The following is a 17,427-nucleotide window of genomic DNA, read 5'->3' on the forward strand; positions in this document are numbered from 1 at the left end:
ATGTGACAATCTAGGTTTACAGTTTGGACCGACCTCATGCAGACCGCAACGCTCAGCCTGTTCCGCTTCGATGACCTGCCCGCCCGGCTCTGGGTGCTGGGGCAGATGGGCGCGGCACGGCTGGGCATGGGGCGAATCGACGGGCTGGAGTTCTGGAAGCTTTGCGGCTCGGGCACGGGCGAGGGCTTCACCCCCCGCCCCAACTGGGGTGTCTGGGCGATCCTGGGCGTCTGGCGCGATGACACCGCGGCCCGCAAGGGCACCGCCCGGGCCCCGGTCTTTCGCCGCTGGCGCGCGCGGGCCAGCGAAAGCTACACGCTGTTCCTGCAGCCCATATCGGCGCGCGGCCACTGGTCCGGCGCCCGCCCGTTCACGCCGCAACCGGCCAGCGACGGCCCCATCGCCGCGCTGACCCGCGCCACGGTGAAACCCGCCCATGCGCTGCGCTTCTGGGGCCGCGTGCCCGATATCTCGGCCCGGATCGGCCAAGACCCCAATGTGCTCTTCAAGATCGGCATCGGCGAGGTGCCGCTGCTGCATCAGGTGACGTTCTCGGTCTGGCCCGATGCTGACAGCATGGCCGCCTTCGCCCGCCGTGGCCCCCATGCCGATGCCATCCGCGCCGTGCGCGACAACGACTGGTTCAACGAGGAACTCTACGCCCGCTTCCGGCTGACCGGAACCGCGGGCCGCTGGCAGGGCACCGACCCGCTGGCCGCCCATCTATGCGCCCCACAGGTCAAGGAGCCCGCATGAAAACCCCCTTCCCCTTTTCCGCCATCGTCGGCCAGGATGAGATGAAACAGGCCATGGTGCTGACCGCCATCGACCCTGGCATCGGCGGCGTGCTGGTGTTTGGCGACCGGGGCACCGGCAAGTCCACCGCCGTGCGGGCGCTGGCCGCCCTGCTGCCGCCGATCGAGGCCGTGACCGACTGCCCGGTGAATTCCGCCGATCCCGCCGACTGCCCCGAATGGGCCGCCATCATCGACCGCAGCATCACCACCCGCCCCACCCCGGTGGTGGACCTGCCCCTTGGCGCCACCGAAGACCGCGTCACCGGCGCGCTGGATATCGAACGCGCCCTGACCCGGGGCGAAAAGGCGTTCGAGCCCGGCCTTCTGGCCCGCGCCAATCGCGGCTACCTCTATATTGACGAGGTCAACCTGCTGGAAGACCACATCGTCGATCTGCTGCTGGACGTAGCCCAATCCGGCGAAAACGTGGTCGAGCGTGAGGGGCTCTCGATCCGCCACCCCGCCCGCTTCGTCCTCGTCGGCTCCGGTAACCCCGAGGAGGGCGAGCTGCGCCCCCAGCTTCTGGACCGCTTCGGCCTGTCGGTCGAGGTCACCAGCCCCCGCGACATCGAAACCCGGATCGAGGTCATCCGCCGCCGCGACGCCTATGAACGCACCCCCGAAAGCTTCCTCGCCGAATGGCAACCGCGCGATGCCGAACTGCGCGCCCGTATCCTCGCCGCCCGCGCGGCCCTGCCCGATGTGCGCGCCTCGAATGTGGCACTCCATGATTGCGCCGCGCTCTGCATCGCGCTCGGCTCCGACGGGCTGCGCGGGGAACTTACCCTGCTGCGCACCGCCCGCGCGCTCGCCGCCTTCGACAACGCGCCTGAGGTCACCCGCGACCACCTGCGCGCCGCCGCGCCCTCGGCCCTGCGCCACCGCCTGCGCCGCGACCCGCTGGACGAGGCCGGCTCCACCGCCCGCGTCACCCGCCAACTGGCCGAGATCCTGCCGTGAAACGCCCCGCGCCCGATCTCGCACGCGCCGCCCCCATTTTCTTGCCCGAAATACTCCGGGGGGTGAGGCGCGCACGCGCCGAGGGGGGCAGCGCCCCCCTGCACCACCCGCCACATATTCCCGCCCCATGACCCCTTTCGACGAAACCGCCACCCAGCCCGGCCCGCCGCCTGCCTCTCCCGCCCCTTGGGACCGGGTCGCGCTGGCGGTGACGCTGCTGCTGGTGGATCCGCAGGGCCTGCGTGGGCTTTGGTTGCGCGCCCGCGCCGGGCCGCTGCGCGATCGTGTGCTCAAGGCGCTTGCGCCGCTGCACCCGCGCAAGCTTCACCCCAACGCCGATGACGGCGCGCTCTATGGCAGCCTCGATCTTGCCATGACCCTCGCCCAGGGCCACACCATGCGCAGCGCCGGGCTGCTCAGCACCGGCGGCCCGCTGCTGCTGACCATGGCCGAACGCTGCCCCCCGGGGCTGGCCGCCCGCCTGGGCCAGGCGCTGGACACACCCACACCGCCCCTCAGCCTCATCGCGCTGGACGAAGGCGCCGAGGCCGAAGAAACCTTGCCCCCCGCGCTGGCCGACCGCCTTGGCCTCTTTCTCAGCCTCGATGGCCTGCCCTGGCAGGACAGCGCGCCCATCACCCTCGCCCCCGGCGCGCTCAGCGCCGCCCGCGCCCGCCTGCGCGGCGTCACCACCCCGCCCGAGGCGCGCGACCGCCTCACCCGCGCGGCGCATGAACTGGGCATCGCCAGCGCCCGCGCGCCGCTGCTGGCGCTCGCTTGCGCCCGCGCCGCCGCCGCCCTGCGCGGCCACCCGCACCTGACCGAGGCCGACCTCACCACCGCCGCCGAACTGGTCTACAGCCACCGCGCCGCCCCGGCGATGGACAGCCCGCCCGAAGACACCCCCCCACCCGAGCCGCCCCTGCCCGGCGATACCAAGACCGAGGACAGCGCCGACACCCGGTCCGAGATCCCCGAGGATATCCTCGTCGCAGCCGCCCGCGCCGCTCTGCCGCCGGATCTGCTGGACCGGATGGCGCTGGCGCGGCTGGCGCGCGGGCAGCAAACGCGCGGCACCGGCGCCGGCGCGGCCCTGCGCGGCAAGCACCGCGGCCGCCCCCTGCCCGCGCGGCCCGGGCGCCCCTCGGACGGGGCGCGGCTGGACCTGGTGGCAACCCTGCGCAATGCCGCACCCTGGCAGCCGATGCGCCGCGCGCAACTGGGCACGGCACGCGATCCCAAACGCCTGATCATCCTGCCCTCGGACCTGCGCATCCGCCGCTTCGAGGAACGCGCCGAGCGGGCGCTCATCTTCGCCGTCGATGCCTCGGGCAGCCAGGCCGTCGCCCGCCTGGCCGAGGTCAAAGGCGCCGTGGAACTGCTGCTGGCCAGCGCCTATGCCCGGCGAGACAATGTGGCGCTGGTGACCTTTCGCGGTACCCAGGCGGCGCTGGACCTGCCGCCCACACGCTCGCTGGTGCAGGCGAAACGGCGGCTGGCGGGGCTGCCCGGGGGCGGCGGCACGCCGCTGGCGCTGGGTCTGGAACGCGCGGCCGAGGTCGCCGCACTGGCCCGCGCCCGCGGCATGACGCCGGTGGTGGCCCTGCTGACCGACGGGCGCGCGAATATCGGGCTGGACGGCCAGCCCGGCCGCGCCAAGGCCGCCGAGGATGCCCGCCAGATGGCCCGCGCCCTTGCCCAGAGCGGCACCCGCGCGGTGGTGATCGACACCGGCCTGCGCCCGCAACCGGCACTGAACGAGCTGGCCCGCGCCCTGCAGGCCGAGTGCATTGCCCTGCCCCGCGCCAATGCCGCGCAGCTTTCCACCGCGCTTGCGGCCGCGCTGGATGGCTGAAGCCATGACCGCCCCCCCGGACCCTTGCGCGGGCGCGCCCCAGCGGCTGCGCGCCCCGCCCCATGACTGGCACCTCCGCCGCTGGGGCGCCGGGCCGCAGGCGCTGCTGATCCACGGCGCGGGCGGCGACAGCAGCGGCTGGCACCCGCTGGCCCGGCATCTGCCCGGCCTCCACGCCATCGCGCCCGACCTGCCCGGCCAGGGCGGCACCCGCGCCGGCGCCCCCCGCTACAGCCTCGATCAGATGGCCACGGACCTCGCCGCGCTGCTGCAGCACCAGGGCTGGGCGCCCCGGCTGCTGATCGGCCATTCCGCCGGGGCCGCGATTGCCCTGCGGCTGTCGCAACTTCTGCCGGACCCGCCGCGCGGGATCATCGGCATCAACGCCGCCCTCAGCCCGTTCCAGGGCGTCGCGGGCTGGCTGTTCCCGCGCCTCGCACGCGCCATGACGCTCAGCCCCTTCGCCTCGCACGCCATCGCCCGGATGGCCCGCGCGCCCGAGCGCAGCGCGCGCCTGATCCGCTCCACCGGATCAGCCCCTGACCCGTCCATGGTCGCCCGCTACAATGCGCTGCTGTCCAATCCCGGGCACGTCGCCGCCACTTTGCGCATGATGGCCGCCTGGCGGCTGGAGCCTCTGCTGGATACCCTCCCCACCATCCCCACCCCCGTCCTGCTGATCGCCGCCGCGCGCGACCGCGCCGTCCCGCCGCAGGTCTCGCAAAATGCCGCATCCCGCCTTCCCCAAGGCCAGTACGCCGAACTCCCTGCCCTGGGCCACCTTGCCCATGAAGAAGACCCCGCCCCGATCGCCCATATGATCGACGCCTTCGACCAGAGCCTCGACTGACGCACCCGGCGGCCCCTGCGCCCGCGCAGGGGCCAGCGCCCCCGAGGCGCGCAGGGTGGGTGGGTGGGCGCGGCTCGGGGGCGCTTTTTCGCCCCCTCGGCAAACCACGCCGCTTCAGAAGCAAAAATCCATCCTGTCAGCCCAAGTTTACAGTTGATCGACTCAGCACTGTCTGACAAAGTTGACAGCAAAACAAGGGAACCAAGGTTGACACCATGACCGACGCCACACTTGCCCCCAGCCCAGACCCCCGCCGCCTGCCCGAACCCCGCGCCGTGCTGACGCTGCTCAAACCCGTCACCTGGTTCCCGCCGATGTGGGCCTATCTGTGCGGCGTGGTCTCCATCGGCATCTGGCCGGACAGCTGGGGGCTGGTGCTGCTGGGGGTAATCCTGGCCGGGCCCATCGTCTGCGGCATGAGCCAGGCCGCCAATGACTGGTGCGACCGCCATGTGGATGCCATCAACGAGCCGCACCGGCCCATCCCCTCGGGGCGCATCCCGGGGCGCTGGGGCATGTGGATCGCGCTGGCCATGTCGGCACTGGCGCTGGTGGTGGGCTGGCAACTGGGGCCCTGGGGCTTTGGCGCCACGGTCTTTGCGGTGCTGGCCGCCTGGGCCTATTCGGTCGAACCCATCCGGCTGAAACGCTCGGGCTGGTGGGGGCCTGGCCTGGTGGGCATCTGCTACGAGGGGCTGCCCTGGTTCACCGCCGCCGCCGTGGTCGCCGCCGGCGCACCCCCGTTCGAGGTCGTCACCATCGCCGCGCTGTATGCCCTGGGCGCGCATGGCATCATGACCATCAATGATTTCAAGGCGATCGAGGGCGACCGGCGGCTGGGCATCAACTCGCTCCCCGTCGTCCATGGGCCAAGGGATGCCGCCACCATCGCCTGCACGGTGATGATGATGGCGCAACTGCTGGTGGTGTCGCTGCTGGTGATCTGGGGCGCGCCGGTCCATGCCGGCATCATCGCGCTGGGGATGCTGGTCCAGCTTTGGGCCATGCGCCGCTGGATGCAGGACCCGGCGGGCCTGGCGCCCTGGTTCAACGGCACCGGCGTCGGGCCTTATGTGCTGGGCATGATGGTCGCGGCCTTTGCCCTGCGCGGGATGGAGTTCGCCGGATGACGCTGTCCTGGCTGCAGATCTTCCGCCTGGGCGCGGTGCAGATGTGCCTGGGCGCCATCGTGGTGCTGATGACATCCACCCTCAACCGCTTGATGGTGGTGGAACTGGCGCTGCCGGTGGTGCTGCCGGGCTTTCTGGTGGCGCTGCACTATGGCGTGCAGATCACCCGGCCCAACTGGGGCTTTCTGGCCGATCAGCACGGCAACCGCACCCGCTGGATCCTTGTTGGCATGGCCATGCTGGGCGCGGGCGGCCTGGGCGCCGCTGCCGCGATCCCGCTGCTGGAAAGCCATTTCGCCGCCGGGCTGGGGCTGTCGCTGCTGGCCTATGCGCTGATCGGGCTGGGGGTGGGCGCCTCGGGCACCTCGCTTCTGGCGCTGTTGGCCACGGCCACGGCGGCGCATCGCCGCCCCGCGGCGGCCACCATCACCTGGCTGATGATGATCGCGGGCATCGCGCTGACGGCCATTGCCGCCGGGCAGTTCCTGGACCCCTACAGCCACACGCGCCTGCTGGTGATCGTGGGGGTGGTGGTCACGGGCGCCTTTGCGCTGACCGCGCTGATGGTGCGCGGCATCGAAGCCTCGGTCGTCTTTCGCCCGGCCCCGCCGCCCATGCGCTTCCGCGACGGCATCGCCGAGATCTGGTCCGAGCGCCGTGCGCGGCAGTTCACGCTGTTCGTGTTCCTGTCCATGACCGCCTATTTCATGCAGGAGCTGATCATCGAACCCTATGGCGGGCTGGTGTTCCACATGACACCGGGCCAGACCACCACCATGTCCGGCGCGCAGAATGGCGGCGTCTTCCTGGGGATGCTGGCCGTGGGACTGCTGGCCACGGGGCTGCGCATCGGCAGCCTGCGGGTCTGGGTGGTGGCGGGGTGCCTGGGCTCAGCCGTCAGCCTGGGCGCGATTGCGCTGGCCGCGCCGCTGGCGCTGCCGCTGGTGCCGCTGGTGGTGGCGCTGGGGCTGTTCAACGGGATGTTCGCGGTCGCGGCCATCGGGTCGATGATGAAGCTTGCATCCGAGGGGCGCGACGCGCGCGAAGGCACGCGCGTGGGCCTGTGGGGCGCCAGCCAGGCGATTGCCGCCGGGTTTGGCGGGCTGACGGGCGCGGCGCTGGTGGATCTGCTGCGCGGGGTGCTGGACACCGGCGCGGCCTTTGGCGCGACCTTCGTGATACAGGGTGCGCTTTTCGTGGCGGCGGCGATGGTCGCGGCAAGGATCATGGACGGGCGGGCCACAGCGCCCGCGCAACTGGTGCCGGGGGAATAGACAATGGCTTATGACGTGTTTGTCGTGGGGGGTGGCCCCTCGGGCGCCACGGCGGCGGATGATCTGGCGCGCGCGGGGCGCCGCGTGGCGTTGCTGGACCGCGCCGGGCGGATCAAACCCTGCGGCGGCGCCATCCCGCCCCGGCTGATCGCCGATTTCGACATCCCCGAGGCGCAGCTTGTCGCCCATATCCGCACCGCGCGGATGATCTCGCCCACCGGGCGGGCGGTGGACATCCCCATCGAAAACGGCTTTGTCGGCATGGTGGACCGCGAACATTTCGACGAATTCCTGCGCGACCGCGCCGCCCGCAACGGGACCGAACGCCTGACCGGCACCTTCCTGCGGATCGAACGCGACGCCGAGGGCACGCATGTGGTCTGGCGTGACAAGGCCAGCGGAGAGGAACGACGCAGCGCCACAAAGCTGGTGATCGGCGCCGATGGGGCGCGGTCCAACGTGGCCAAGGCCGAGGTTCCGGGCGGCGACAAGATCCCCTACGTCATCGCCTATCACGAGATCATCACCGCCCCCCCCGCCAATGACCGCTATGACCCCGACCGCTGCGATGTGATCTATGACGGCCGCATCAGCCCCGATTTTTACGGCTGGGTCTTTCCCCACGGCAAAAGCTGCTCGGTCGGCATGGGCACCGAAAAGCCCGAGGCCAACCTGAAATCCGCCACCGCCGCGCTGCGCAAGATGTCCGGGCTGGAGGAGTGCGAGACCCTCCGCAAGGAGGGCGCCCCCATCCCCCTGCACCCCATGGACCGCTGGGACAATGGCCGCGATGTGGTGCTGGCCGGCGATGCCGCCGGCGTCGTGGCCCCCAGTTCCGGCGAGGGGATCTATTACGCCATGGTCGGCGGGCGCGTGGCCGCGACGGCGGCGCAGGCGGCGCTGGCCTCGGGCCGGGCGAAGGACCTGAAACTGGCGCGCAAGCTGTTCATGAAAGAGCACAAGACCGTCTTCCGGGTGTTGCGCTCCATGCAGGATGCCTATTATCGTTCCGATGACCGGCGCGAGCGCTTTGTAAGCCTGTGCCATGATATCGACGTGCAGCGCCTGACATTCGAGGCCTACATGAACAAGAAACTGGTCCGCGCGCGCCCGCTGGCGCATATCAAGATCGGGGTGAAGAACCTGCTGCATCTGAGCGGGCTTGTCTCGGCGGTGCGGACATGAGCGGGGCGGGCGTGGGCAGTTCGGGTATGAGTGGGGCGGGCATGAGTGCCGAAGACACACCCATCCCGGCCTGGGTCGATGGGCGCCTGGCCCCGGTGGACAAGCTGGAGGCGCACCTTCAGGGCCTGCGCCACCCGGCGATCTCGGTCTTTGTCCTGCGCGGCAACAAGGTGCTGATCCAACGCCGCGCGCTGGGCAAGTATCACACGCCGGGGCTTTGGGCGAACACGGTCTGCACCCATCCCCATTGGGGCGAAAGCCATCTGGCCTGCGCCCACCGCCGCCTGCAGGAGGAACTGGGCATCACCGGGCTGGAGCTGACCCACGTGGGCGAGGTCGAATACCGCGCCGATGTGGGCAAGGGGCTGATCGAGCATGAGCTGGTGCAGGTGTTCACCGCCCCTGCCCCGCCCGCAATGACCGTGGCGCCCAACCCCGCCGAGGTCATGGACACGGCCTGGGTCACACTCGATGACCTGGCCGCGCGGACGCAGGCCGAACCTTCACGCTTCACGCCCTGGCTGCGCATCTATCTTGCAGAACATCGCGCGCGCATCTTCGGACCTGAACTGGCGGGCTGACGGGCCGGAGGTTCTAGCAGGCTGCTGAAAAAGAAAATCGGCCAGTGCCTGTAAGGAAAACTGTTCCTGTCCTTGCATCGAAACCCGGAGCAAAGGGACGCGCCTGACCCTGGGTGGGCGCGTTGGGACCTCGGGTTTACTGCGGTTTATGCCAGCCAAACCCCTCCATGGGCAGAGCTTCTTGCAGCGTTGCAATGCGCCCTCCCGCGGGAGGGTCGGGCGCGTCCCGGGCTGGTCGCCCGGAACAGGGCTTGTGGAAAGCGTGCCGAGGCACAGTTTTCCGGTCTCTTGCCTGAACATTCGGAGGCGGGCGACTTTTTGAGCAGTCAGCTAGCGAGGCCGCAATTCGAACCGGCAAACCGGGGCGCCGCAGGCGCAGCAGGCGGTTTCGCGCACCTGCACCCCGGGCCAGACCAGCCGCGCGAACAGCCGTTCGAACACCGCCGCGTGCCAGTGGCAGATCGGTGCCCCGGCCCGGCCCTGGGCCAGCGGGTTCGCGGCGATTTCAAAGGTCAGCGGGAGGTGCGAGACAACCCGGAACGCCCCGGACCCGGCAAAGGTCCAGGCGTGGCGCGTGATGGCGGCCGAGAGGATGCGCGCGCCCAGAAACCCGGGCGCCGCACGGATCAGGCGCTGCGCTGGCATCGGAATCCGATGCGCCAGAATGTAATCCCCCGTCCCCAACCCTGCCGCGCGCTGGATCGCCGGGGCCTGATCCGGCAGGAACAGCCGCACCGCATGGTGCAGGCGTGCGACCTGCGGCTCGGGCAGCATCCCGGCATCGGGGTGCGGGGTATCCACACCCGCGCGGTGCAGAAGCGCCCCGCGCAGGGCCTCGCCGATGGCCGCGTCCAGCACCGGCAGGTGCTGAAGCACGGCATTGGGGCCGATCCGGGCCACGGCGGCGGTCATCGCCCTATTCCGCCGGTTCGGTGGCGCGCTGGGGCATGGCGCCGTTGGGCATGCGGAAGGGTTTGGCCTCGGGCAGTTGTTCGGTGCCGCCACCACAGGCCTTGATCGCCGCGCGCTCCCCGGCGCGGTCCTTCATCTGCGCGCGCACGGCCTCGCGCCGTTCCTTGGCGCGGGCGGCCTTGTCGGCCGAGGCCTCCCAATCCGCCATCTGCGCATCCGCAATGGTGCGCGACATGTCAAAGCCGAAATCCAGCTCATCGCGCGGCTTCAGGCTGAAATAGCCATGCTTGCCAAGGTCATAGAACTGCCGCTGCACCCCCGCCTTCAGAAACGCCTTCAGGCAGCCCAGCAGATAGCGCCGCCGATAGCCGGTGCCGCGCCAGGGATAGTGGAACAACGCCTTCTGCATGTAGAAGCGGCGGTAATTGTTCAACACCCCCTCCAGCAAGCCGCCGCGCGACATCGCCTTGGGCTTCATGATCGGTGTGACGAAATTGTATTTCGAATAGTCGAAGACCTCGACCTGATCGCGCAATTCCTGGAACAGCGGCGTGAAGGGCCAGGGCGTGTACATGGCCCAGTTGGCCAGATCCGGCTGCCAGTCCCAGGCCATCTGATAGGTCTCTTCCAGGGTCTCGGCGGTTTCGTTGTCCAGACCGACGATGAACTGCGCCTCGGTGAAGATATCAGCCTCGCGCAGCAGGCGGATCGCCTCCTTGTTCTGGGCGACGGTGGTTTCCTTGTTGAACTGGTCCAGCTTCATCTGGGCCGCGGCCTCGGTGCCCAGGCTGATATGGACCAGCCCGGCCTTGCGGTAGAAATGCAGCAGATCGCGGTCACGGTAGATATCGGTGACGCGGGTGTTGATGCCCCATTGCACCTTTTCGGGCAGGCCGCGGGCGATCAGCTCCTCGCAGAACTGGACGAATTTCTTCTTGTTGATGGTGGGTTCTTCGTCCGCCAGGATGAAGAAGCCAACGCCATGGTTGTTCACCAGATCCTCGATCTCGTCCACCACGGCGATCGGGTCGCGCACGCGGTAGTCGCGCCAGAATTTCCACTGGCTGCAGAAGCTGCAGGTGAAGGGACAGCCCCGCGCCATGTTGGGGATGGCGACCCGCACGCCGAGGGGGACGTAGATGTATTTCTCCCACTCCAGGATGGACCAGTCCGGGTTGATCGCCTCCAGATCCTTGACGGTGGGGGCGGCGGGGGTGGCGACGATTTCCTCGCCCTCGCGGAAGGCGAGGCCCTTGATCGTCTTGCGGTCCTGCGGCCAGCGCCCGGCGGCGACGGTGCGCATAAGGGCGGTCATGATCTCCTCACCCTCGCCGCGCACGATGACATCAACCCAGGGCGCTTCGGACAGGACCTGCCGATACATGAAGGTCGCATGGATCCCGCCCAGCACGCGCAGGGCGTTGGGCACCACCTCGGCGGCATCGCGCAGAACTTCCTCGGCCTCATAGATCGACGGGGTGATGGCGGTCACGCCGACCACATCGGGCTGCAGCTCGGCCAGGCGGACGCGAAGCGCGCCATGGTCGATATGGTTGGTCATGGCGTCGATGAAGTGGATGTCATCGAAACCGGCGCTGCGCAGGTGCCCGGTCAGATACGCGACCCAGGCCGGGGGCCAGCTGCCCGCGATCTCGGCCCCGCCGGAGTGATAGTTGGGGTGAACGAAAACGATCCGCATGGCAGCCCTCCCACAAAAAAATCTGTCAGATCACCTTGACAGATTCTGTGTCGAGCTAAATTGACATGGATCAACGCGGGTGTTTTCCGATGCCGGGGATGCAACGAGAACGGATCATCGCCAACCGGGCCTTGCCAATGGCAAAGGCGCCCCGGGCGTCATTCCTCTTCGCGGCTCAGCAGCCCGTATTTGCGCAGCTTGACGTAAAGCGACTGGCGCGACAGGCCCAGCATTTCGGCGGCGGCAACGCGGTTGTTGCGCGTCAGTTCAATCGCCGTTTCAATACAGATCTTTTCCACCACATTCGTGGTCTCGGCCACGATATCCTTGAGGTTGGAGGAGCCCACAAGCTCCATCACGCCGCGCATGTCGCCCTGTCCCAGCGAAAAATCGGTACGCAGCGCCGTGGCCGAGGTTGCATCACGGATCACCAGCGCAAGTTTGGGATCCGAGCGATCCCCCAGCCATGTGGCCGACAGTTCCACCGCAACCTGCGCATCGAAATCCGTGGTCAGCTTGGTGGAATAGCTGCGCAGATGCCCGGCCCGGCGTGCGTTCTCCAGCAGCACTTTCAGATCGACCGCGCCACGGCCCAGGAATTCGCCAATCGAACGACCTACCACAGCAGCGGAATCGGGCGCATCGGTGATGTTGAGGAAGGCATCGCTGGCAGCCTCGATCACGCCGTCCTTGTTGGTAAAGACGATCGCGTCAGTGCCCAGCTGGAAAAGCTGGAACAGATCCGTGGCCAGGGACCCCAGACCCTGCGTGTCCTGTCCCGGCTCCGACAGCCGGCACAGCGCCAGCCGCTCCCCCGCCGCCCGAAACTGCCGCGAGCGGACCTCCAGATGATGGCCGCCGCGCAGGGTCGCAAATTCGACGGTCGCGCCCCCCAGCCCGCTTGTATCCGCCGAGAGCGAGCCCAGCAGGTCCACCCCTTCGGCCAGGTTGAACTGACTTGCAAAGGAAGCGCCAATCAGCTCTGTCCGCGCCGCGCCCAGCGCAACGGCCGCGCGCATGTTCATGTCCACGATGCGCCCACTGGTCATGGAGACCAGCACGATCGCATCGCTGGTGAATTCCATGAGCAACCGGTAGCGGGCATCCGCCTCGCGCTGGGCCTCGAAATCACGCTCCAGGGCGATCTGCGCGTTGAGCAGTTGCTGCTGCATCTCGATCACCGGGCGCTGGTCGCGCCCCAGCAACAGCACGGCATCATCATTGGCCAGGCTGTGCACCGAATAGCGGATCGGAAAGGCATCGCCGCGTTCGGCGTGATGGATCAGCTCTGCCCAGCGGTAGCGCCCTTCCTCGTCGGACATTTCCAGCAGCTTGTCGCGGGCGCGCTCAAATTTCTTTGCCGATTCCGGGTCGATCAGCTCTTTCAGGTTCTGGCCCGGCCATGTGGCGGCTTCGGCGAACAGTCGGCTCTCCTGGCCGGAGATCGCATTGCGGATCACACCTGACGGCTCAACCACCAGGGCAATGTCGCACACCGTTGCCAAGATTCCGGAAAACATATCGGTACCGAAAAGGGGCCTCGAGCCGCTCGACGTAAACGTCAGTCCATCATTGGTCACAGCTCAAGCTCTCCTATCCGCCACATACCCTCTTGCGAGGGGGTTGCAGCATTTTCTGACCCTACTGGGCCGCCTCGGCATGGTCCATCAGACCGAATGCCGTCAAAGCAGTGGTGACATCGTGGGTCACCAGATCCGCGCCGGTGTACTGCTCCAGGTTCAAATCGTCCTGGCGCAGCAATGGGCCGCCAATGACCACCGGCAGACCAATACCTACACCCCGCTTGATGGTTTTCACCAATTTGCGACAATCTTCAAGCAGACATCTGTTCGATATCGATAACATGATGGCATCATACTGTCCGTCCTGCAGCATCATGAGCAGTTTGGTCGCCGACGGCTGCAACTGCAGACTGACCGAAACCCCCAGGCGCCGAAGCTGGTGGGTCACCACCACAGCGCCCAACGTATGTTGTTCCTTTTCAGGGACGGCCACCACCACCCGCAGCTGCGATCCCGCAGAGGATGCATCCGCCTGCCAATGCCGGCCGATCACCCGCAGCATGGTCTGCAGGCGCGAAATCGCCACCGAGGTCTGCAGAATGTCCAGCTCCCCTTCATGCCAGCTGTTGCCGATCTTGCGCGCGGCACTGGGCACATAGACATCGACAATCGTCTCGGCCGGCAGGCGCGCGCGCCTGATTCGCGCCATGATCAGATCCAGAAGCTCATCATGACCGGTACGGGCATAGCGCACGATCAAGCTCAGCAATTCGCGGTCCGGCGCACCGGATTCTATATGTGTGGTTCCAGCGATCTGCGTAACCACCTGCAAGGCGAAGCGCTCCACACCAAGATCCCCCTGGTGAAGGCCTCTGTTAGGACTTGGCAGTAATCCATCCATCGAAAATGCCCCCCGTTGGTATCGCTACTACAGCCGATCGCCAGCCGCAATTCCGGCAAGATACCCTCCGAAAGTGTCCCCGAATCGCGCCAGAATGTCAAAAGAAACTTACAGTTGGGTCTGACACATGCTGGCAGCGGCTCCGGCAGCCACCCTGCAATCGCTAAATACCTGCGAAATTTCGGTATTAAGCCGAAGCATCGCGCAGACCACTCCTCAAGAACCGCAAGCTGTCAATTTCAGACTGTAAGTTTTAATTGACAGTTCTGCGCGCCCGGCGATAGAGTTGATGTCAGGGAAAGCTTGTAGGCTGGAGGCTGCCGCCATGACATCGACAGGCGCGCATCAAGGGGTTGGGAAACGCCTTTACACGGACCAACAGCGTGAACGGCGCGACAATACTGTCTGGACCCTGGTGCAGGGCATTCTGGCCCCGGTCCAGTTCCTGGTCTGCATCGTCTCGGCCCTGCTTGTGATTCGCTTCCTGATGACCGGCGAGGGCTATCTTGCCGCCACCGCATCCATCCTGATCAAGACCGGGTTCCTCTATCTGATCATGGTCACCGGCGCGATCTGGGAGAAGGTGGTCTTCGGCCAGTATCTCTTCGCCCCCGCCTTCTTCTGGGAAGATGTCGTCAGCTTTGGCGTCATCGCCCTGCACACCGCTTATGTGGTGGCGCTGCTGGCCGGCTCCATGGGGCCGCAGGCGCTGATGTGGCTCGCCCTGGTGGCCTATGCCGCCTATGCGCTCAACGCCTTCCAGTTCCTGTGGAAACTGCGCGCCGCCCGGCTGGATGCCGCCACCCCCCCCATGACCCAGGAGGCCTCGGCATGACCACCCCGACCACAGGCTGCCGCAACACCCCCGTCCTGCGTGAGCGCGGCCAGCGCGAGGTCTTCTGCGGCCTCACCGGGATCATCTGGCTGCACCGCAAGATGCAGGATGCGTTCTTCCTGGTCGTCGGCTCGCGCACCTGCGCGCATCTGCTGCAATCGGCCGCCGGCGTGATGATCTTTGCCGAACCCCGCTTCGGCACCGCGATCCTTGAGGAAAAGGATCTGGCCGGCATGGCCGATGCCCATGCCGAACTGGACCGCGAGGTTGCCCGTCTGCTGGCCCGCCGCCCCGATATCCGCCAGCTTTTCCTTGTCGGCTCCTGCCCGTCCGAGGTCATCAAGCTGGACCTCTCCAAGGCCGCCGAACGGCTCAGCGCCGAACACGCGCCCCATGTGCGGGTGCTGAACTACTCCGGCTCCGGCATCGAGACCACCTTCACCGAGGGCGAGGACGCCTGCCTCGCCGCCATGGTCCCCGCCCTGGCCGCGACCGAGGCGCGCGAGCTGCTGCTGGTCGGCGCCCTGCCCGATGTGGTCGAGGATCAGGCGCTGGACCTGCTGGCCCGCCTTGGCATCGGCCCGGTGCGCTGCCTGCCCGCCCGCCGCGCCGATGACGCGCCCGCCATCGGCCCCAACACCGTCTTTGCGCTGACCCAGCCCTTCCTGGGCGCCACCCATGACGCGCTCACCCGCCACGGCGCCCGCCCGATCGAGGCCCCCTTCCCCTTCGGCGCCGAAGGCACGACGCTCTGGCTGAAGGCCGTGGCCGCCGAATTCGGCATTGCGCCCGAGCGCGTGGACGAAGTGACAGCCGCGCCGCGCGCCCGCGCCGAAAAGGCCATCGCCGCCGCCGCCCAGACCCTGCGCGGCAAGCGCATCTTCTTCATGCCCGACAGCCAGCTGGAAATCCCGCTGGCCCGTTTCCTGACCCGCGAATGTGGGATGGAAGCGGTCGAGATCGGCACCCCCTGGCTCCACGGCCCCATCCACGGCCCCGAACTGGATCTCATCGCCCAGGGGCCGGTGATCTCCGAAGGGCAGGATGTGGACCTGCAACTGGACCGCGTGCGCGCCGCCCGCCCGGACCTGACCGTCTGCGGCCTGGGCCTTGCCAATCCGCTCGAAGCCGAGGGGCTGGCCACCAAATGGGCGATCGAGCTGGTCTTCACGCCGGTGCATTTCTACGAACAGGCCGGCGATCTGGCCGCCCTCTTTGCCCGGCCCCTGCGCCGCCGCGCCGCCCTTTCGGGCCTCGCCCCGCATCTGGAGGCCGCCGAATGACCCTCTTCACCCTGCCCCAAATTCTTACGGCACAAGGCCAGCCATGAAACTCGCCATCTGGACATATGAAGGCCCGCCCCATGTCGGCGCCATGCGCGTCGCCACCGGGATGAAGGACCTGCACATGGTGCTGCACGCCCCCCAGGGCGACACCTACGCCGATCTTCTGTTCACCATGATCGAACGGCGCAACCACCGCCCCCCGGTCAGCTACACCACCTTTCAGGCACGCGATCTGGGCGCCGATACCGCCGGACTGTTCAAGACCGCCTGCCAGGACGCGCACGCCCGTTTTGCGCCGCAGGCGCTGCTGGTCGCTGCCTCCTGCACCGCCGAGCTGATCCAGGATGACCCCGGCGGCCTGGCCGAGACCATGGGCCTGCCGGTGCCGGTAATCCCGCTGGAACTGCCCAGCTACCAGCGCAAGGAAAACTTCGGCGCCGACGAGGCGTTCGTGCAACTCGCCCGCGCCCTCGCCCGCCCCATGGAGCGGACCGCGCGCGTGTCGTGCAACATCCTCGGCCCCACCGCCCTGGGCTTTCGCCACCGCGATGACGTGGCCGAGATCAGCGCGCTGCTGGAGGAAATGGGGATCGCGGTGAACGTCACCGCCCCCATGGGCGCCAGCCCCGCCGATATCGCGCGCTTGGGTGCGGCCCATTTCAACGTGCTGCTCTACCCTGAAACCGGCGAATCCGCCGCCCGCTGGCTGGAGCGTGAACACGGCCAGCCCTGGACGCGCACCATCCCCATCGGCGCCCGCGCCACCCGCGATTTCATCGCCGAGGTCCGCACGCTCTCGGGCAGTACAGCCCCGGTGGATGACACCCGCCTGCGCCAGCCCTGGTGGGCGGCCTCGGTGGACAGCACCTATCTGACCGGCAAGCGGGTCTTCATCTTCGGCGACGGCACCCACGCCATGGCCGCTGCCCGCGTCGCGCGCGATGAAATGGGGTTCGAGGTCTGCGGCATCGGCTGCTACAACCGCGAACAGGCGCGCCCGGTCCGGGCCCTCGCCCGCGAGTTCGGGCTCGAGGCGCTGATCACGGATGACTACCTGGAGGTCGAACGCGCCATCGACACCGCCCAGCCCGAGATGATCCTTGGCACCCAGATGGAACGCCATATCGGCAAGCGCCTGGGCATCCCCTGCGCCGTGATCTCGGCCCCGGTCCATGTCCAGGACTTCCCGGCCCGCTACGCGCCCCAGATGGGGTTCGAAGGCGCCAATGTCCTCTTCGACACCTGGGTGCATCCGCTGGTCATGGGGCTGGAAGAGCACCTTCTGCACATGTTCCGCGAGGATTTCGAGTTCCGCGACGAGGCCGGCCCCTCGCACCACGGCGGCCACGCCCCTCGCGCCCGGACCACGCCCGAGGAGAGCGCGCTGGCCGCGAAGGCGGCCTCGGCCGACGGGGGTTCGATGCCCCCGGCGGACGAGCCTGCCGCCCAGCACCCCGCCCCGGCCATGGGCGACAATGTCATCTGGCTCGCCTGTGCCGAGCGCGAGCTGAAGAAGATCCCCTTCTTCGTGCGCGGCAAGGCCCGGCGCAACACTGAAAAATTCGCCGCCCAGAAGGGGCTGGGCGAGATCAGCGTCGACACCCTCTACGAGGCGAAGGCCCATTATGCGCGATAGTCC

General features: G+C 68.1%; 15 protein-coding genes. 11 read left to right on the forward strand and 4 right to left on the reverse strand.

The window, feature by feature from the left end:
• Nucleotides 1-36: 36 nt before the first annotated feature.
• The 8 genes from crtA to idi all read left to right on the forward strand — a co-directional run bounded on the left by crtA (nt 37) and on the right by idi (nt 8,632).
• Nucleotides 37-756 carry a spheroidene monooxygenase gene (gene crtA, locus HUK65_RS00365; RefSeq protein ID WP_179904134.1) on the forward strand — a complete coding sequence of 240 codons (720 nt, stop codon included), beginning with the start codon at nt 37-39 and terminating at the stop codon, nt 754-756.
• On the forward strand, nt 753-1,757 hold the full coding sequence (gene bchI, locus HUK65_RS00370; RefSeq protein ID WP_179904135.1) for a magnesium chelatase ATPase subunit I: 1,005 nt from the start codon (nt 753-755) through the stop codon (nt 1,755-1,757). Before crtA ends, bchI begins: the two co-directional genes overlap by 4 nt.
• 127 nt (nt 1,758-1,884) lie before the next feature.
• Entirely contained in the window at nt 1,885-3,612 is a 1,728-nt protein-coding gene (locus HUK65_RS00375) for a magnesium chelatase subunit D (RefSeq protein ID WP_179904136.1), read from the forward strand.
• Nucleotides 3,613-3,616: 4 nt separating this feature from the next.
• On the forward strand, nt 3,617-4,462 hold the full coding sequence (gene bchO / locus HUK65_RS00380) for an alpha/beta fold hydrolase BchO (RefSeq protein ID WP_235441672.1): 846 nt from the start codon (nt 3,617-3,619) through the stop codon (nt 4,460-4,462).
• Nucleotides 4,463-4,677: 215 nt separating this feature from the next.
• Nucleotides 4,678-5,592 (forward strand): chlorophyll synthase ChlG, encoded by a 915-nt coding sequence (gene chlG / locus HUK65_RS00385; RefSeq protein ID WP_179904138.1) that lies wholly within the window; start codon nt 4,678-4,680, stop codon nt 5,590-5,592.
• Complete coding sequence (locus HUK65_RS00390; RefSeq protein WP_179904139.1) at nt 5,589-6,866, forward strand: BCD family MFS transporter; 1,278 nt, start codon at nt 5,589-5,591, stop codon at nt 6,864-6,866. The genes chlG and HUK65_RS00390 overlap by 4 nt, the downstream gene beginning before the upstream one ends.
• 3 nt (nt 6,867-6,869) lie before the next feature.
• The gene (locus tag HUK65_RS00395; protein ID WP_179904140.1) at nt 6,870-8,051 is read left to right on the forward strand and encodes a geranylgeranyl diphosphate reductase; all 1,182 of its coding nucleotides are present in this window, start codon (nt 6,870-6,872) and stop codon (nt 8,049-8,051) included.
• Between the two features lie 41 nt (nt 8,052-8,092).
• The gene (gene idi / locus HUK65_RS00400; RefSeq protein ID WP_179904141.1) at nt 8,093-8,632 is read left to right on the forward strand and encodes an isopentenyl-diphosphate Delta-isomerase; all 540 of its coding nucleotides are present in this window, start codon (nt 8,093-8,095) and stop codon (nt 8,630-8,632) included.
• A gap of 330 nt (nt 8,633-8,962) precedes the next feature.
• Here idi and bchJ read toward each other — a convergent pair whose 3' ends face one another.
• From bchJ to HUK65_RS19065, 4 genes are all read right to left on the reverse strand, one after another.
• Nucleotides 8,963-9,544: a bacteriochlorophyll 4-vinyl reductase gene (bchJ, locus tag HUK65_RS00405; RefSeq protein WP_179904142.1), complete on the reverse strand. Its 582-nt coding sequence runs from the start codon at nt 9,542-9,544 to the stop codon at nt 8,963-8,965.
• A 4-nt stretch (nt 9,545-9,548) separates the two neighbouring features.
• Nucleotides 9,549-11,243, reverse strand: coding sequence for a magnesium-protoporphyrin IX monomethyl ester anaerobic oxidative cyclase (gene bchE, locus HUK65_RS00410; RefSeq protein WP_179904143.1), 1,695 nt, complete (start codon nt 11,241-11,243; stop codon nt 9,549-9,551).
• A gap of 158 nt (nt 11,244-11,401) precedes the next feature.
• Nucleotides 11,402-12,739 carry a transcriptional regulator PpsR gene (ppsR, locus tag HUK65_RS00415; protein ID WP_327787003.1) on the reverse strand — a complete coding sequence of 446 codons (1,338 nt, stop codon included), beginning with the start codon at nt 12,737-12,739 and terminating at the stop codon, nt 11,402-11,404.
• A gap of 145 nt (nt 12,740-12,884) precedes the next feature.
• Nucleotides 12,885-13,613, reverse strand: a complete 729-nt coding sequence (locus HUK65_RS19065; RefSeq protein WP_179904145.1) for a cobalamin B12-binding domain-containing protein — start codon at nt 13,611-13,613, stop codon at nt 12,885-12,887.
• 379 nt (nt 13,614-13,992) lie between these two features.
• Between HUK65_RS19065 and bchF the strand changes: the two genes are divergently transcribed.
• From bchF to bchB, 3 genes are read left to right on the forward strand one after another with little or no spacing between them, the layout of a single operon-like run.
• Nucleotides 13,993-14,502, forward strand: a complete 510-nt coding sequence (gene bchF / locus HUK65_RS00425) for a 2-vinyl bacteriochlorophyllide hydratase (RefSeq protein ID WP_179904146.1) — start codon at nt 13,993-13,995, stop codon at nt 14,500-14,502.
• Nucleotides 14,499-15,785 carry a ferredoxin:protochlorophyllide reductase (ATP-dependent) subunit N gene (locus HUK65_RS00430; protein ID WP_179904147.1) on the forward strand — a complete coding sequence of 429 codons (1,287 nt, stop codon included), beginning with the start codon at nt 14,499-14,501 and terminating at the stop codon, nt 15,783-15,785. The genes bchF and HUK65_RS00430 overlap by 4 nt, the downstream gene beginning before the upstream one ends.
• Before the next feature lie 43 nt (nt 15,786-15,828).
• Nucleotides 15,829-17,424, forward strand: coding sequence for a ferredoxin:protochlorophyllide reductase (ATP-dependent) subunit B (gene bchB / locus HUK65_RS00435; RefSeq protein WP_179904148.1), 1,596 nt, complete (start codon nt 15,829-15,831; stop codon nt 17,422-17,424).
• The last annotated feature ends 3 nt before the right edge of the window (nt 17,425-17,427 follow it).

This window comes from Rhabdonatronobacter sediminivivens (assembly GCF_013415485.1).
In the GTDB taxonomy this organism is placed as follows: Bacteria; Pseudomonadota; Alphaproteobacteria; order Rhodobacterales; family Rhodobacteraceae; genus Rhabdonatronobacter; species Rhabdonatronobacter sediminivivens.

Bases quoted from the DNA above. Each gene is read 5' to 3' on its own strand.
- bchJ (WP_179904142.1), bottom strand. From the start codon at position 9,544: ATGACCGCCGCCGTGGCCCGGATCGGCCCCAATGCCGTGCTTCAGCAC.
- HUK65_RS00390 (WP_179904139.1), top strand. From the start codon at position 5,589: ATGACGCTGTCCTGGCTGCAGATCTTCCGCCTGGGCGCGGTGCAGATG.
- bchE (WP_179904143.1), bottom strand. From the start codon at position 11,243: ATGCGGATCGTTTTCGTTCACCCCAACTATCACTCCGGCGGGGCCGAG.
- chlG (WP_179904138.1), top strand. From the start codon at position 4,678: ATGACCGACGCCACACTTGCCCCCAGCCCAGACCCCCGCCGCCTGCCC.
- crtA (WP_179904134.1), top strand. From the start codon at position 37: ATGCAGACCGCAACGCTCAGCCTGTTCCGCTTCGATGACCTGCCCGCC.
- bchI (WP_179904135.1), top strand. From the start codon at position 753: ATGAAAACCCCCTTCCCCTTTTCCGCCATCGTCGGCCAGGATGAGATG.
- bchO (WP_235441672.1), top strand. From the start codon at position 3,617: ATGACCGCCCCCCCGGACCCTTGCGCGGGCGCGCCCCAGCGGCTGCGC.
- bchB (WP_179904148.1), top strand. From the start codon at position 15,829: ATGAAACTCGCCATCTGGACATATGAAGGCCCGCCCCATGTCGGCGCC.
- bchF (WP_179904146.1), top strand. From the start codon at position 13,993: ATGACATCGACAGGCGCGCATCAAGGGGTTGGGAAACGCCTTTACACG.
- idi (WP_179904141.1), top strand. From the start codon at position 8,093: ATGAGTGCCGAAGACACACCCATCCCGGCCTGGGTCGATGGGCGCCTG.
- HUK65_RS00430 (WP_179904147.1), top strand. From the start codon at position 14,499: ATGACCACCCCGACCACAGGCTGCCGCAACACCCCCGTCCTGCGTGAG.
- HUK65_RS00375 (WP_179904136.1), top strand. From the start codon at position 1,885: ATGACCCCTTTCGACGAAACCGCCACCCAGCCCGGCCCGCCGCCTGCC.
- HUK65_RS00395 (WP_179904140.1), top strand. From the start codon at position 6,870: ATGGCTTATGACGTGTTTGTCGTGGGGGGTGGCCCCTCGGGCGCCACG.